Source organism: Mesorhizobium sp. (assembly GCF_004962925.1).
In the GTDB taxonomy this organism is placed as follows: Bacteria; Pseudomonadota; Alphaproteobacteria; order Rhizobiales; family Rhizobiaceae; genus Mesorhizobium.
On record NZ_SUEO01000054.1, the window covers coordinates 14,402 to 29,232 of the forward strand.

Here is a 14,831-nt window from a genome sequence, read left to right on the forward strand (position 1 = left end):
GCGCTGGCATCAGGCAGTCTCCAGCCGGCCGAGCGCCGCCGCCTGACAATGAGCCCCGGAGAATGAGCGACGATCTGGAAAACTTCGCGGCGATCGTACGCGCCTGCCGTATCTGCGTCGAAAACCCGGATGGCCGGCCGTTGCCGCACGAGCCGCGCCCGGTGCTCAGGCCGTCGTCGAGCGCCCGCATCCTGATCGCCAGCCAGGCACCGGGCACCAAGGTGCATATGTCAGGCATGCCGTTCACCGACGCCTCCGGCGATCGGTTGCGAAGCTGGCTGGGCGTCAGCGCGGAAGAATTCTACGACACGACAAAATTCGCCATCGTGCCGATGGGCTTTTGCTTTCCCGGTCAGGATGCCAAGGGCGGCGACCTGCCGCCGCGCCGCGAATGTGCACCGGCCTGGCGTGCGCCGCTGATGGCACTGATGCCCCAGGTCGACCTGGTGCTGACGATCGGCCTCTATGCGCAATCCTGGCACATGGGCGCCGCGCGCCGGCCGTCGCTGACGGAGACGGTGATGGATTGGCGCACCATCTGGGATGCGCCCAGCACCCCGAAAGTGCTGCCGCTGCCGCATCCGTCGTGGCGCAACACCGGCTGGCTAAAGCGCAATCCGTGGTTTGAAATGGATTTGCTGCCGTTTCTGAGATCGGAAATCCGCTCTCGCCTTGGCTGAAGCGTGAGCAAGAAATCACTCGCTTTTGCGTCATCTGGCAGAATTTCTTTCTTGTGAATGGCCTAAATAAGAAGGACTATAGCCAATCTATTCCTCGTTATCCCTGTGGGAGCACCCAATGGACCGCCTTGATAGAAAAATCCTCCGCCTCTTGCAGGAGGATGCGACGCTCGCGGTCGCCGACGTAGCCAAGAAAGTCGGACTGTCGACCACGCCGTGCTGGCGGCGCATCCAGAAGCTCGAGGAGGAAGGCGTCATCAAGCGGCGCGTCGCCATCCTCGATCATGAAAAGGTCAATGTGCGCGTCACCGTGTTCGTGTCGATCCGCACCAATTCGCACAGCCATGAATGGCTGCGGCGCTTTTCGGAGGTCATCCAGGAATTTCCGGAAGTGGTCGAGTTCTACCGCATGAGCGGCGACGTCGACTATCTCTTGCGGGTGGTGGTGCCTGATATCGCTGCTTACGACGCCTTCTACAAGCGGCTGATCGCCAAGATCGAGATCCGCGACGTGTCGTCGTCGTTTGCCATGGAGCAGATCAAGTACACGACCGAAATGCCGCTGGACTATATGGTGCTGGACAAGGAATCGGGCGCGAACGCTGCCTGAGGAACTTTTCCTTAGTTCTTCTTTTTGTTCAGGAAAGTCCAGGGCGAGTTTACTGGTAACGTGATGGTGTCCGGCACCTTATCGACGCCCATTACCTCCGCCTTGCGCACGGTGTAGCCAGACTGGATGACGCTGGCGCCGTCGAGGATGAAGAGCTGACTTTTTTCCATGCCCGGCTTGAGGGCGCCGGTCACGGAAACGGGCTGATAGGCTTCCGACATCCTGTAGGGGCGCGCGGGCGTGACGAGCACGATCTGATTGGGCGGCGGCGTCGGCATGTGACTGCACGCACCCGTCCACGGCACCAGCAGGAACTGGAAGACGAGATCGCCTTCGCGATCGACCGGCAGCGCATAGCCCGCCAATTGGACGGTCTTGTCTTGCAGATTGAGAGACAGCGTCTCGCCATGATCAGGCATTTTCGCCGCGACCATCGGTAATCCGACACTTTCGGCAGCGGGCTGGGTCGCCGGGCGCAGATCCTTCCAGAATATGCGCGCGGTTTCGGCGGAAGCGCTCGCTGTGTCGAAGCAAAGCAACAAGGCCGCGACGGCCGCAGGCAATCTCAACCACTTCGTCATCCGCTCACCTTTTCGCCCAATAAAAACCGTCGCCGGCCATGGCGTCAACGTTCGAGCCGCATCACATGCCTGCGTGAACCGGCCATGCCGGTCTCGTGGAACCCGCGGGAGACGAACATGTCGCGAAAGCCCATGAACCTATAGCTCGGCGATGCCTTGTCGACCGGGTAAGCCTCGACCGTTCTGGCGCCTTTGGCGAAGGCGTGATCGATCGCCGCGTCCAGCAACGCGGCCGCCAACCCGCCGCCGCGCAACGCCCTCGGCACATAGAAACAGACGATGGACCAGACGCCCGCCTCGGTGTCGTCGTCCTGCTGCGGCGACAGTTTGCGGTAGGTTTCGCGTGGTGCCACCGAGCACCAGCCTATGGTCTTGCCTCCGGCTTGGGCGACAATGCCGACCGGCGTGTCGGCCTCGATGAGCGTCATCATCGCCCGTTTCCTCTCATCGTTGGGCACATGCTCGCGGTTTTCGAGATTGCGCCAGGCCATGCACAAGCAGTATTTCGGCCCGCCCGGCTGCTCGAACAGGTTCTCGAAATCGGCGCGCGTCGATGGCGTCACCTCAGTAAAGAGGATTTCGCCCCAGTCAGCCTTTCTTGGCGAGTCGCTCGAGCGTTTGGGCATCGGAAAGTTCCCTTGCAGCATCCTTGCCGATCCAGCGTGCCGTCTTGTCGGTCGAGGCAGCCAGCTTTTGTGCCAGCGCAAGGGCAGGGCCGTGCAGATCCATCGATCGCTTGCCGATCGAACGAAGTGCCCAGTTCACCGCCTTCTTCACGAAATTGCGGCCGTCGGTGGCATACGCTTCGATGATCGACAGGAAGTCGAGGAAGGTGGCCGCTGGTTCGTTCTTCCGGTGAACCACCGACCAGGCCATCATGGCAAAAGCTGTGCGTCGAACGAATTCCCGGTCGTCGACCGCGAATTCCACGATCAGTTCCCTCCAGCAATCCGCATCGACAAAGAGATCGGAAACGCCGTCAACGATATCCCATGAGTCGAAAGTCGCCGCCCATCGTCTTGCATCCGCGGCAGAAAACCGCGTCGGATCGGCCGTGACGGAAGCGATGAACTGCGCCTCCATGATGCCTGTCTGCCATAGCTCGAAGGCACGTTCATGATTGCGCTTGATTTTCTTGGCAATCTGCCGCTGCACGCCATGCGAGATACCGAGCGCACGTTCGATCTTGATGCCGTAGCGCAGCATGCCAAGGCGATTCTCCTCCGAGCCGATCGAGCGCAGATGGGCGACAATTTCCTCGGCGCTGGATTGAGGTGAAAGCTCGGCCACGACAAAACCTATTTTTCCAATCGCGCCAGCAGCGAAGACGTATCCCAGCGCTTGCCGCCCATGCCCTGCACATCCTTATAGAACTGGTCGACAAGCGCCGTCACCGGCAGCTTGGCGCCGTTGCGGTCGGCCTCCGCCAGGCAGATGCCGAGATCCTTGCGCATCCAGTCGACGGCGAAGCCGAAATCGTATTTGCCGGCATTCATCGTCTTGTGGCGGTTCTCCATCTGCCAGGAGCCGGCCGCGCCCTTGGAAATCACCTCGATGACCTTTTCGATGTCGAGCCCGGCCTTCTTGCCGAAATGAATACCCTCGGCAAGCCCTTGGACAAGGCTGGCGATGCAGATCTGGTTGATCATCTTGGTGAGCTGGCCGGAGCCGACCGGGCCCATCAGCCCGACCATGCGGGCATAGGCATCGATGACGGGCTTTGCTTTGTCGAAGGCGTTCTGCTCGCCGCCGACCATGACGGTCAGTACGCCGTTTTCGGCGCCGGCCTGGCCGCCGGAAACCGGTGCATCGAGGAACGAGACCCCCCCCACTTGCGCCTTCTCGGCCAGTTCGCGCGCGACTTCAGCCGACGCCGTGGTGTTGTCGATGAAGATCGCTCCCTTCTTCATCGTCTGGAACGCACCCTCGGCTCCGATCGTCACCGCACGCAGGTCGTCGTCATTGCCGACACAGGAAAAGACAAAATCCTTGCCATCGGCGGCTTGGGCCGGCGTGTTGGCAACACTGCCGCCGTGCTGGCCAACCCATTGGTCGCCCTTTGCCTTGGTGCGGTTGTAGACGGTGACGTCGTGGCCGCCCTTGTTCCTGAGATGCCCGGCCATTGGATAGCCCATGACGCCAAGACCGAGAAATGCCACCGATGCCATGTTTTTCGAATCCCTTAGAAGCCAGCTTTGCGGCCTTCTTAGCGGATCAGGCAGAGCTATGGGAGTCAGCGGTGCAGATGGATCGTGATGCGCCGTTCTATCCACTCGACCGCGTGGCGCAGTATCTCGACAATGACCAGATAGATGATCGCCGCCCAGACATAGGACTGGAAGTCGAAAGTGCGCGAATAGGTGAGCTTCGTGATGCCCATCAGATCATAGACGGTGATGATGGCGACGATCGCCGAGCCCTTGATCATCAGGATGATTTCGTTGCCGTAGGGCCGCAGCGCCACGATCAGTGCTTGCGGCAGGATGACCTTCCACATCGTCTGCAATTTGTGCAGGCCAAGCGAGGCGGCGCCCTCCCATTGGCCCCTGGGCACGCTCTGGATCGCGCCGCGCAGGATTTCCGCCTGATAGGCGGCAGTGTTGAGCGAGAAGGCGAAGATTGCGCAGTTGAACGCCTCGCGGAAAAAACCCCAGAGGCCGACCATCTCGAGTTGGGGCCGGAACGAGCCTACGCCGTAATAGACCAGGAAGGTCTGAGCCAACAGCGGCGTGCCGCGGAAGAAATAGACATAGGCATAGGCAAGACCAGAAAGAACCCGGTTCTTCGACATGCGGGCATAGGCGATCGGTACCGACAGGATCGCGCCGAGCACAATCGAGATGGCGACAAGCAACAGAGTGATGCCAAGTCCCGATACATAGCCGGGCGCATATTTCGCGAAAAGCTCGCCGTTCCAGGCGAGAATGAGATAGGCGGCGATCCCGGCGAGAAAAGCGGTCCACAGGCAGACCAGCGCGTAGCCGAGAATGCGTTGACGGGGCCAGCCGCGTGGCAGAGCCGGCGGTCGGTCGATGGCGGCTACGCTCATCGCTGCACCTGCTGGCGGCTGACCGCACGTTCGATCGCGTTTATGCCGAAGGACGATATGATGGCGAGGAGCAGATAAATAAGGGCGGCGACACCGAAAAACAGGAAGGCGTGCTTGGTGACGCGGGCGGCGACGCCCGCTTGCCGCAATATGTCGGTAAGGCCGATGGCGGACACCAAAGCCGTGTCCTTGAGCAGTATGAGCCACAGATTGGCAAGGCCCGGTAGAGCGATACGGATAAGCTGCGGTAGCACCACAAGTCGCATCGTCTGCCAGCCCGACAGTCCGACAGAATAGCCACCCTCATACTGTCCCTTAGGGATGGCGCGGAACGCGGAGAGGAAGACCTCGCTGGCGTAGGACGAGAAGACGACGCCGAGCGCGATCATGCCGGAAACAAAAGCGTTCACTTCGACCGCGGCGGTCGGGTCATATAGGCGCATCACTTGCTGGATGCCGATTTGCGCGCCGTAAAAGATGATGAACAGCGTCAGCAGCTCGGGCAATCCACGAAAGATGGTGGTGTAGATATTGCCGGCCAGCCGCAGCGACGGCTCGTCGGATTGCTTGGCCAGTGCGACCAGAAAGCCGATCACCAAACCGACAGGCAGGGTCGCGGCTGCAAGCGAAACGGTGATGAAAACGCCATAGGCAATGTCGTCGAGCCAGCCTTCGGGGCCCCAACTGAGCAGCGTCCAAACGCTTTGCATCCGCCTGCCTGTTCTAACTTTATGGGCTCTTTTGAGAGCAGCGCGGCGTCACCCCTCGTGCGCCGCTCCTTGGACGAACGGCGGGAATATCCCGCCGTTCGCTATCAGATCCATAGGATCAGGACTCGCCGCCGTAGACGTCGAACTTAAAGTACTTGTCGTTGATTTCCTTGTACTTTCCGTTGGCGCGGATGGCGTCGATCGCCGCATTGAACTGGTTGACCAGCTCGGTCTCGCCCTTACGCACCGCGATGCCGGCGCCCGGACCATGGATCTTGATGTCAGGCTTGATCGCACCGATCACCTTGCAGCAGGCGCCCTCCGGCGTGGCAAGCCAGCCTTCGAGAACAGTGATATCGTCGTTGACCGCATCAACGCGGCCATTGGCGAGATCGAGCTGGTATTCCTGCGCGGTCGGGTAAGGCTTGATCGTGCTGTCGGTGTAGGTTGCGGTTGAATAGTTGAAATGGGTGGTCGAACCCTGCACGCCGATCGTCTTGCCGGCCAGGTCCTCCTTGGTCACGCCCTTGATGTCGCTGTCCTTGGGCGCGACGATTGCCGGTGGCGTGTTGTAGTATTTGTGGGTGAAGTCGACCTTCTCGGCACGCTCCGGGGTGATCGACATCGATGCGACGATGGCATCGAACTTGCCAGCCTGAAGCGCCGGGATGATGCCGTCCCAATCCTGCGCGACGAATGTGCACTTCACCTTCATCTCGTCGCAGAGTGCCTTCGCGATGTCGATGTCGAAGCCCACCAGCTGGCCGTCGGCGGTCAGATTGTTGAACGGAGGGTAAGCGCCTTCGGTGCCGATCCTCAAAGTCTTCTCCTGAGCCTGGGCAACGCCCAGCGTCAGCAGCGCGGCCGATGCGGCGAGCGCTATACGCAATGCAGTACGCATGATGGTCCTCTCTGTATGTCCCGGCCGTCGTTCCAAACGGCTCTGTGGGCGGTGCTTTTGACCGCCCGCTGGCGCGATACTCCCACTCTTTCCCCGAAAAAAGCAACTGCAAAAACCGTTGCTTCCGGGATTTGCATTCGTGGATAATGATGACGTTGGGGCAGGCATAACAGCGGCGAAAAAGGGCGGTCGGATGCTCGTTCGCAAAATGCCCTCAGCGCTTCAAGCCTGTCGTGCGCTCTATAAAGTCGGCTATCGATTTCGTGTCGTCGAGATCAAAGACAGGCAGGCTTTCGCCCGCTATGGCGAAGTCGGCGGCGACGGCGACGATGTGCGGATCATTTGCCGAAAGAGGTGCCCGGTCCTTGGCCTCCAGCCGCCGCGTTTCGATCTTGCTGTGCGCCTCGCGCTTGTAGCCTTCGACCAGCACGATATCGGAGGTGCCGAGCCGCGACAGGATCGCGTCCAGCGTCGGCTCGTCCTCGCCGCGCAATTCGTGCATCAGAGCCCAACGCCGGTCCGACACGATGGCGACTTCCGTGGCTCCGGCCTGCCGGTGGCGAAAGCTGTCCGCTCCAGGCTTATCGATGTCGAAATCATGATGGGCGTGTTTTACCGTCGAGACTTTCCAGCCACGCCGGACAAGTTCGGCGACCAGCTTTTCGGTCAGTGTCGTCTTGCCGGAATTCTTCCAGCCGGTGATACCGAAGACGCGTCTCATCATGACTTCATGCTCTGCAACAGACGTTCGGCTTCGGCAAGGTCGTCTGGCGTATTGATGTTGAAGAAAGGATCGATCTCGCGCCCACCGGAGTTCCACATCGGAAATTCGACATCGACAAAGCCGTGCCGCTCGATGAACGCGAAAACCCGCCTATTGTCTTCATCGACCAGGAAACGGCGCAAGGCGTCGTGCAGACCAAGCGGCCAGAGCGCGAACGTCGGATGCCGCTTGCCACCCGAACTGGCGACAGCGATCGCGCCGGGACGTTCCTTGACCACCGCGGCCAGCCGCCCGACTAGATCCTCGGGAAAGAACGGCGTGTCGCCGGCGACAGTGACGACCGCACTGCAAGCCATGGACGCCCACTCGAGGCCGGTCAGGACGCCGGCAAGCGGTCCCGCGTAACCCTCGACCGTATCGGCAAGCACCGGCAGTCCGAACTTGGCAAAGCGTGACGGATCGCCGTTGGCGCTCAGCGCCAGCGGTCCGACTTGCGGGGCAAGGCGCGCGACGACATGGTCGAGCACGCGGCGGCCTCCCAGCGCAAACAGGCTTTTGTCGCCACCACCCATTCGCCGCGACTGGCCACCGGCCAGAATGATCCCTGCAATATCTCGGTTCATCGTCTGCTGTCTTCTCGCCGGCCCCAAATCGTCAGGTTCCAGCGACCCTCGGGGCTCGCCTATATGCCGTCCGGCGCCATATCAGGTCCAGCGCTTTCAGCGGCCGTCTTTCGCCGGCCGACGATCCGTTCGCGGTAAAGTGCGTAGAGGCCGGAGCCGACGATGACGGTAGCGCCGAGTATCATTGGCAGGTCGGGGACGTCGCCGAAGATGACCAGGCCAAGCAGGATCGACCAGAGCAGAGCTGTGTAACGGAACGGCGCGACGAACGAGATGTCGCCCATCCGCATCGCCATGATGATGAACTGGTAACCGATGACCACGAGCACTGCCGCCAGTGCCAGCAGCGCCGTGCTTTTTCCAGCCATCGGTGTCCACCCACCCATTGGCGAAAGCAGTGCCGCGCCGAGCACTGTCATGGCAAGTGCCGTGGCGGTCGACACCAGCAATGTCGGAATGGCCTGCGGTATCCGGGTGGTGGCGAGGTCACGCACCGCGCAACAGGCGACACAGGCCAGCGCCAGCAGCGAATAGATGCTGAACCCCTCGAAGCCGGGCCGCACGATGATCAGCACCCCGGCAAAGCCGATGGCGATTGCCAGCCAGCGCCGCCAGCCGACGCCTTCATTGAACACAAGTGCTGCGCCCATCGTCACCGCCAGCGGCAGCGCCTGCAGCACGGCCGAGACATTGGCGATCGGCAGATGGGCAAGGGCGATGAGAAACGACACGGTAGCACCGGCTTCGCTGACCACGCGTATCGCCACCAGTGGCTGCAGCATCGAGCCCGGCCGGGCAAGAGCACCACTTTGCCAGGCAAGCAAGCCAACGAAGAGCGAAGCGAACGCACCTCGGATCAGCATGACCTGCGCCATGTTCATGGATTCCGACGAGACTTTGGTGATCGCGTCGTTGAGGGTGAAGCCACTCATGGCCACCATCATGAACAACGCGCCGCGCAGGTTTGGCGAAAGAGGCAAAGGCATTACCGGTTGTGGTTCTGCATCAAGCCTCTAGCAGCCGGCCGCCAGACAGCAACGTCAAAGGGCTGGGCCACAGCCTTTAGGCGGCCCGTGACATCCTCTCCGCAAGAGCGTTGGAACTTAGTTCGGCATCAGCATTTCGGTGCCACTGCCTTCCTTGCCGGCAATCGTCCACAGGCCATGCAACGAGCCGTCGTCCTGTACCTTATAGACGACAAGGCCGACGCCTTGCCCATGACATAGCCGGCCGAGAAGGCGTCGTCGTTTCGCATGCAAATGCCGTCCGAGGACGAGCCGCCTGTCTCCCAATGGATTGTGCAGGTCGTCTCGCTGGTCAGCGTGATGGTTGGCTCGCCGCCGTAGGACGATCCGTCAAAATTGGTGCCGGCGACGGTATAAGTGCCGCCGATGGACTGGGCGGCCGCGGGCACGGCCACGAGCCCGAGCAATGCAAGAGAAAAGCTAAGTTTGCGCATGTTGTATTCCCCCCCGAGCGAAGAACCGCCCCGGAGCGGAGGCTAGGCTGGAACGTTTAGGCGGTAAATCCGGCAACCGCTTGCGGACCAGACTTTTTCTGGATGTGATCGGGAGGCTCACGGTCTCCTGAGGCTGCCGGCGATGGCACCGACGAGCGGGTCGTATTTTGATTTCAGAGCTGGCGGATAGTCGATCCAGACCGTGCGGATGACACCGTCTTTTCCGAACAGACGGCGTTCGTAGAACATGTTCTCGCCTTTGATTCCCGACAGCACCGCCCAGTCCTTGCCGGTCTTGCTGTAGGTGATCTTGTAGCCAGGTTCCGTGCTGGCCTTCTCGGCGGAGACGAAGCCTTTCGGGGTGTCATCATCGATATTGAGGATGCCCGAACAGATCAGTCTGGCGCCATCGGCGGTGAGCCACTGTTGTCCATCGCCATTGTCCGGCTCAGGCTGGCGAAGGGTGAAGATCTCATCCGGAAAGGTGCAGACGGTGCCGAAACGCGCGTTGATGTAAGTGAACGGCGAGGCAATTGCTTCGGTCGCCGCAATAGCCGCCAAAGACGCCAGCATCGAGAAAAAACGCTTCATGCCATACCCCGCAGCCGATGGTCGAGGCGATCTTGCATGAAATCGATGAAATAATCAGCCCCCTGTAACGCTCATATGCCGCGACACCGATGGACGGTTGGTGCGGCGGTCGATGATGAAATCATGGCCCTTCGGCTTGCGGCCAATGGCTTCATCGATGGCATCGGCGACCAATTCGTTGCCTTCGGAGGCACGCAACGGTGCGCGCAGGTCGGCGGCATCCTCCTGGCCGAGGCACATATAGAGCGTACCGGTGCAGGTCAGCCGGACGCGGTTGCAGCTTTCGCAGAAATTATGCGTCATCGGCGTGATGAAGCCGAGCCTGCCACCGGTTTCGGCGACGTGGACGTAGCGGGCCGGACCACCGGTCTTGTAAGGAATGTCGGTCAGCGTGAACTGACGCTCCAGCGCTGCGCGCAGCAGCGACAGTGGCAGATACTGGTCGGTGCGGTCGGCATCGATCTCGCCCATCGGCATGGTTTCGATGACCGTCAACTCCATGCCGCGGCCGTGCGCCCAGCGCAGCATCTCCGGCAGCTCGGCGTCATTGAAATCCTTCAGCGCCACCGCATTGAGCTTTACCTTCAGCCCCGCTGCCTGCGCGGCGTCGATGCCATCCATGACCTTGTCGAGATTGCCCCAGCGGGTGATCTGGCGGAATTTTTCCGGGTCCAGCGTATCCAGCGAGACATTGATGCGCTTGACCCCGCAATCGGCGAGCTCAGCGGCAAAGCGGGAAAGCTGCGAGCCGTTGGTGGTCAGCGTCAGTTCTTCCAGCGCACCACTTTCGAGATGACGCGCAATCTGGCGCACGAGATGCATGATGTTCTTGCGCACCAGCGGCTCGCCGCCGGTAAGACGCAGTTTCCTCACACCCTTCTCGATGAAAACCGTGCACAGCCGGTCGAGTTCTTCCAGCGACAGCAGATCCTTCTTGGGAAGAAACGCCATGTCTTCGGCCATGCAATAGGTGCAGCGGAAATCGCAGCGGTCGGTGACCGACACCCTGAGATAGCTGATCGTGCGACCAAAAGGATCGATCATGTCCATGCTGGTGCGTTTCCCGTGGCTGCGAACGGCATCGTTATATATGGCTATGTGATACGATCCAACCTGCCATTCAAGATAAGAGGTCTCGATCTTTGGTAACATCACGCCGCCGACAGATTGTGCCGGAAGTTTCGAAGCGGCCTTTTCCCGCTGCGCGAAGGGGCGTAGGGAAAGGACAGATGATGCGGAACTTATCACCATGACGGCGCCGAAGGAACTCAGGGTCTCGAAGGACCGCAAGCTGCTTACCGTGACCTTCCCTGACCATCAGCCGTTCGAACTGCCGGCGGAGTTTCTGCGTGTTGTCTCGCCATCGGCCGAAGTGCAGGGCCATTCGCCCGAACAGCGCGTGACCGTTCCCGGCAAGCGCAATGTCGCGATCCTGAAGATCGAACCGGTCGGCAACTATGCCGTCCGCATCACCTTCGACGATTTCCACGATACCGGCATCTTCACCTGGAATTACCTGCATACGCTGGGTCATGAGAAGGACGCGCGCTGGGCTGCCTATCTCGCCGAGCTGGAAGAGAAGGGGCTAAGCCGCGATCGTTGAATGGTTCGCGCGGGACGCTCTGGTCAACGCAGGATCGCCAGTATCTCGCTGGTGTCGTGATAAAACGGTGTGCCTTCGATCAGCCGGTCATCCTTGAAGCGCAAGACTTCGGCAAACGGCTGTTTGATAGTCGCACCATTGGCTCGCGATGTCAGCGAAAGTGTGCAGCTCATGAATACCATGTCGTCGCTTTGGGCGGCCTGAAGGTTCTCCACCGCCACGTCGCTCCAGATTTCCCGCATCTTGCGGAAAAGGGCACCAACGCGGTCGAGGCCCTTCCAGTCACCGCCGTAGGGCAGGGACTGCGGCTCATGCACGACAACTTCGGCGTGAAATGCGCCGGCAAGCATATCGAGGCTCTCCGACCCTGACTGCAAGAAGCGCATCTCAACCTCGAACATGTTTTCAAGAAGTTCCATGGCGGTGCGTCGCCGATCGAGTGGTTTATCCATTTTCGGTCTCCGTGTTCAGTACGTACGGTTGACGGCTTGCCCTCAATATCGTTGGTTCGACACCCGTTTCCAGACAACCAAAAAGACGTGCAATACCTGTCGTCAAAACGTCACGGATATGGAGTAGCGGCGGCGGGTACCCGGAGACGAAAACATGCCCGTCATCACCACGGTAGAACAGCTCGAAACGCTCTATGGCCTGCCCGGCGAAACCTCGCTGGTCAAGGAACTCGATCATGTGATCCCTGAATACGCCGCCTTCATCGAAGCCTCGCCTTTTGCCGCACTCGCGACCAGCGGGCCGGAAGGGCTGGATTGCTCGCCGCGCGGCGATCTCGCCGGCTTCGTACGCATCCATGATCCGAAAACCCTGATGATGCCGGACCGGCGCGGCAACAACCGTGCCGATTCGCTGAAAAACATCATTCGCGATCCGCGCGTCGGCCTGTTGTTCCTGGTCCCAGGCTCCGGCACGACGCTGCGCGTCAACGGCCGCGCCCATATCACCACGGACGCTGCGCTCTGCGCCTCGTTCAGCGTAGACGGCAAGCCGGCACGCTCAGTCACGGTCATCGACGTCGATTCGGTCTATTTCCAGTGCGCCCGCGCCATCGTCCGGTCGGAACTCTGGAACCCAGCAAGGCATGTCGATCCGAAGTCGCTGCCGACAGCCGGAAAAATCCTGGAGATCACCAGCCGGAAGGGCATCGACGGCGAGGCTTACGACAAGGAATGGCCGGAGCGCGCGAAAAAGTCGATGTGGTGAGCGGATCGCTCGCCAGCCCGGTCACGCTTCCTTGAGAACGTCGGCAATCTTGCGCATCTGCTCGCCGATCATATCGCATTGCTCCGGCGTCGACTGGCTCATCGCTTTCTCGATCAGCGCCATATGGACCTTCAGCGCCTGCATCAGAAGTTCCGTGCCGGCTTCGGTCAAGGTCAGCCGCAGCACTCGCTTGTCCTTCTGGTCACCTTCGCGGCGCAGCAGGCCGCGTGTCTCGAGTTGCGGCAAAAGCATGGTGATGTTGGAACGGCCGACCAGCAGCCGGCGGGCGAGATCATGCTGCGACATGCCGGGATGGCGGTAAAGGTTCATCAGCACGTCGAGCTGCGCCGGCTTCAGGTCCAACGGCGCGAGCTTCACCGCCAGCGTGCGCTCCAGCACATGGCAAGCGCGCGCCACCGCGACCCAGTTGCGAAAACGCGGGTTATCCCAGGGTAGCTCTTGTTTAATGTTCATGTTTGAACTATTATGTTCATGCTTGAACGAATGGATGGATCGCCACTATGGCATCATTTGGTTTGAAGGTCATCCGGGGCGTGTTTGCCGCCGCCGAACATGTGGCTCCGCGCCTTACCGGGTGCGCGGCGTTCGAACTGTTCTGCCGCACGCCTAACGCCAAGATCCTCAGCGACGGCGAGCGACGCGCCGTCGACCGCGCCGCCGGCTTCATGGCCGAGGCGCGCCATCATCGGCTGAAGACCAAAAACGGGTGCGTCATGGTGCATGAATTCAGGTCAGAGCCGAGCAGGCGGGTCGCCGGCACTGTGCTCGTCATCCATGGCTGGCGTTCGCGCACCGAATATATGCGCACGCTGATCGAAGGCTATCGTGACGCCGGTTACAAGGTTGTCTCGCTGGACCTGCCGGGCCACGGCCAATCGCAAGGCCGCCGGCTCACATTGGTCAGTGCTGTCGAAGCCGCACGGCTGACCGGCGAATGGTTCGGCCCGTTCGTGGCGGTCGTCGGCCATTCCTTCGGCGGTGCCGTCGCCGCCAATGCCGTCGTCGGTTCGGTCAAGAACATTCCGCCGCTGGCGGCCGAGCGGCTGGTGCTGATCGCGGCGCCGAGTTCGCTGCCGGCGATCTTCAGCGACTTCAGCCGGATGCTCAGTGTCGGCCCACGCTCGCAGGCCGCCATGGCGGACCGGGTCGAACGCATCGCCGGCCGGCCGCTGCACGAATTCGTCGGCGACCGCCAGCTTGCCCGCACGCCGGTGCCAACGCTGGTCATCCATGCGCCGGACGACCGCGAAGTGTCCGCCGACCATGCAAGGCTCTATGCGGGCGCCGGCGACCATGTCAGCCTTTACTGGGCCGACGGGCTCGGCCATCGCCGCATTCTCGCCGACAGGGGCGTGGTCGAGCGCGCGATCGGCTTCGTTGCCGAATACCAAGAGCCGTCGCTGCTGCACTGACCTGAGCATCTCGTTTCTCCGTACCGGATCGGGAGTTCGATCTCCATCATGGTCGGCATTTGTTCACGCCGCGTCCGTGCCGGCCATCACCTTCCACGCGGCCATGGCCCCGGCCACCGTCGCCAAAAGAGCGGCGCGCGATGCGCCGTCGCGCGCCTGGATCGACATGCCGTGCTGCACGGTCGCGTAGAACGTTGCAGCCGTGCGGCTGTCGAAATTTTCCGGCAATTCGCCTTCCGCCACGCCACGTTCCAGCCGTCTCAGCAGAGCATCGTGGTTTTCGGCGCGGCGACGGCGCAGGTCATCGCAGATGGCGCCGCGGCTTGAGTCCTGGTGCAGCGCACCGAGCGCGATCAGGCAGCCTTGCGGGCGATCGGTCTGCGAATAGGCCTTGGCCGTCCGGCGCAGAAAACGCTCGACCGCCTGGCGCGCCGTCGGCGCCTTTTCCAGTGCGGACCAGATGTCGGTGCCTTCGACCTGCGTGTAGAGCTCGACCGCTTCGAGGAAGAGCGCTTCCTTGCAGCCGAAGGCGGCGTAGAGACTGGGTGAGTTGATGCCCATTGCGGCGGTCAGGTCGCTGATCGATGCACCTTCATAGCCTTTGACCCAGAACACCTCCATCGCCCGCCGCAAGGCGGCGGTTCGATCG

The 14,831-nt window shown here is 61.2% G+C and carries 19 protein-coding genes and 2 pseudogenes; 5 read left to right on the forward strand and 16 right to left on the reverse strand.

Going from position 1 to position 14,831, the window contains the following annotated elements; all coding sequences use genetic code 11:
- Nucleotides 1–48 precede the first annotated feature (48 nt).
- A pseudogene (locus E5W87_RS13500) lies at nt 49–680 on the forward strand (uracil-DNA glycosylase family protein).
- Between the two features lie 118 nt (nt 681–798).
- Complete coding sequence (locus tag E5W87_RS13505) at nt 799–1,290, forward strand: Lrp/AsnC family transcriptional regulator (protein WP_006333679.1); 492 nt, start codon at nt 799–801, stop codon at nt 1,288–1,290.
- A gap of 11 nt (nt 1,291–1,301) precedes the next feature.
- Here the strand turns inward: E5W87_RS13505 and E5W87_RS13510 are convergent, their stop codons facing one another.
- The 13 genes and pseudogenes from E5W87_RS13510 to moaA form a co-directional block, all read right to left on the reverse strand.
- Nucleotides 1,302–1,871: a DUF3299 domain-containing protein gene (locus E5W87_RS13510; protein ID WP_292397927.1), complete on the reverse strand. Its 570-nt coding sequence runs from the start codon at nt 1,869–1,871 to the stop codon at nt 1,302–1,304.
- A 44-nt stretch (nt 1,872–1,915) separates the two neighbouring features.
- Nucleotides 1,916–2,497, reverse strand: coding sequence for a GNAT family N-acetyltransferase (locus E5W87_RS13515; protein WP_292397929.1), 582 nt, complete (start codon nt 2,495–2,497; stop codon nt 1,916–1,918).
- Nucleotides 2,460–3,161 (reverse strand): DNA alkylation repair protein, encoded by a 702-nt coding sequence (locus E5W87_RS13520; RefSeq protein ID WP_292397931.1) that lies wholly within the window; start codon nt 3,159–3,161, stop codon nt 2,460–2,462. Before E5W87_RS13520 ends, E5W87_RS13515 begins: the two co-directional genes overlap by 38 nt.
- Before the next feature lie 8 nt (nt 3,162–3,169).
- Entirely contained in the window at nt 3,170–4,039 is an 870-nt protein-coding gene (locus E5W87_RS13525; protein WP_292397933.1) for an NAD(P)-dependent oxidoreductase, read from the reverse strand.
- Nucleotides 4,040–4,104: 65 nt separating this feature from the next.
- Nucleotides 4,105–4,920 (reverse strand): ABC transporter permease, encoded by an 816-nt coding sequence (locus tag E5W87_RS13530; RefSeq protein ID WP_292397935.1) that lies wholly within the window; start codon nt 4,918–4,920, stop codon nt 4,105–4,107.
- Nucleotides 4,917–5,630: an ABC transporter permease gene (locus E5W87_RS13535; RefSeq protein ID WP_095486851.1), complete on the reverse strand. Its 714-nt coding sequence runs from the start codon at nt 5,628–5,630 to the stop codon at nt 4,917–4,919. Before E5W87_RS13535 ends, E5W87_RS13530 begins: the two co-directional genes overlap by 4 nt.
- Before the next feature lie 118 nt (nt 5,631–5,748).
- A complete protein-coding gene (locus E5W87_RS13540) occupies nt 5,749–6,531 on the reverse strand; it encodes an ABC transporter substrate-binding protein (protein WP_292397938.1) in 783 nt (260 codons plus the stop codon).
- Nucleotides 6,532–6,745: 214 nt separating this feature from the next.
- Complete coding sequence (mobB, locus tag E5W87_RS13545) at nt 6,746–7,255, reverse strand: molybdopterin-guanine dinucleotide biosynthesis protein B (protein ID WP_292397941.1); 510 nt, start codon at nt 7,253–7,255, stop codon at nt 6,746–6,748.
- Entirely contained in the window at nt 7,252–7,878 is a 627-nt protein-coding gene (gene mobA / locus E5W87_RS13550) for a molybdenum cofactor guanylyltransferase MobA (protein WP_292397943.1), read from the reverse strand. Before mobA ends, mobB begins: the two co-directional genes overlap by 4 nt.
- A gap of 59 nt (nt 7,879–7,937) precedes the next feature.
- Complete coding sequence (locus E5W87_RS13555) at nt 7,938–8,858, reverse strand: DMT family transporter (protein ID WP_292397945.1); 921 nt, start codon at nt 8,856–8,858, stop codon at nt 7,938–7,940.
- 123 nt (nt 8,859–8,981) lie between these two features.
- Nucleotides 8,982–9,337, reverse strand: a pseudogene (locus tag E5W87_RS13560) (hypothetical protein).
- Nucleotides 9,338–9,454: 117 nt separating this feature from the next.
- On the reverse strand, nt 9,455–9,928 hold the full coding sequence (locus tag E5W87_RS13565; RefSeq protein ID WP_292397949.1) for a hypothetical protein: 474 nt from the start codon (nt 9,926–9,928) through the stop codon (nt 9,455–9,457).
- A 54-nt stretch (nt 9,929–9,982) separates the two neighbouring features.
- Nucleotides 9,983–10,978 carry a GTP 3',8-cyclase MoaA gene (gene moaA, locus E5W87_RS13570; RefSeq protein ID WP_292397950.1) on the reverse strand — a complete coding sequence of 332 codons (996 nt, stop codon included), beginning with the start codon at nt 10,976–10,978 and terminating at the stop codon, nt 9,983–9,985.
- 193 nt (nt 10,979–11,171) lie between these two features.
- Here moaA and E5W87_RS13575 point away from each other — a divergent pair, with 193 nt between their 5' ends.
- Nucleotides 11,172–11,531 carry a DUF971 domain-containing protein gene (locus tag E5W87_RS13575; RefSeq protein ID WP_292397964.1) on the forward strand — a complete coding sequence of 120 codons (360 nt, stop codon included), beginning with the start codon at nt 11,172–11,174 and terminating at the stop codon, nt 11,529–11,531.
- A 23-nt stretch (nt 11,532–11,554) separates the two neighbouring features.
- Here the strand turns inward: E5W87_RS13575 and E5W87_RS13580 are convergent, their stop codons facing one another.
- On the reverse strand, nt 11,555–11,983 hold the full coding sequence (locus E5W87_RS13580; RefSeq protein ID WP_292397952.1) for a nuclear transport factor 2 family protein: 429 nt from the start codon (nt 11,981–11,983) through the stop codon (nt 11,555–11,557).
- A 154-nt stretch (nt 11,984–12,137) separates the two neighbouring features.
- Here E5W87_RS13580 and E5W87_RS13585 point away from each other — a divergent pair, with 154 nt between their 5' ends.
- Nucleotides 12,138–12,749 carry a pyridoxamine 5'-phosphate oxidase family protein gene (locus tag E5W87_RS13585; RefSeq protein WP_292397954.1) on the forward strand — a complete coding sequence of 204 codons (612 nt, stop codon included), beginning with the start codon at nt 12,138–12,140 and terminating at the stop codon, nt 12,747–12,749.
- 21 nt (nt 12,750–12,770) lie between these two features.
- Here E5W87_RS13585 and E5W87_RS13590 read toward each other — a convergent pair whose 3' ends face one another.
- On the reverse strand, nt 12,771–13,223 hold the full coding sequence (locus E5W87_RS13590) for a MarR family winged helix-turn-helix transcriptional regulator (protein WP_091590958.1): 453 nt from the start codon (nt 13,221–13,223) through the stop codon (nt 12,771–12,773).
- Nucleotides 13,224–13,270: 47 nt separating this feature from the next.
- Here E5W87_RS13590 and E5W87_RS13595 point away from each other — a divergent pair, with 47 nt between their 5' ends.
- The gene (locus E5W87_RS13595) at nt 13,271–14,182 is read left to right on the forward strand and encodes an alpha/beta fold hydrolase (RefSeq protein ID WP_292397956.1); all 912 of its coding nucleotides are present in this window, start codon (nt 13,271–13,273) and stop codon (nt 14,180–14,182) included.
- Between the two features lie 63 nt (nt 14,183–14,245).
- Here the strand turns inward: E5W87_RS13595 and E5W87_RS13600 are convergent.
- The coding region (locus E5W87_RS13600) for a TetR/AcrR family transcriptional regulator (RefSeq protein WP_292397958.1) at nt 14,246–14,831 on the reverse strand (586 nt) is incomplete at its 5' end.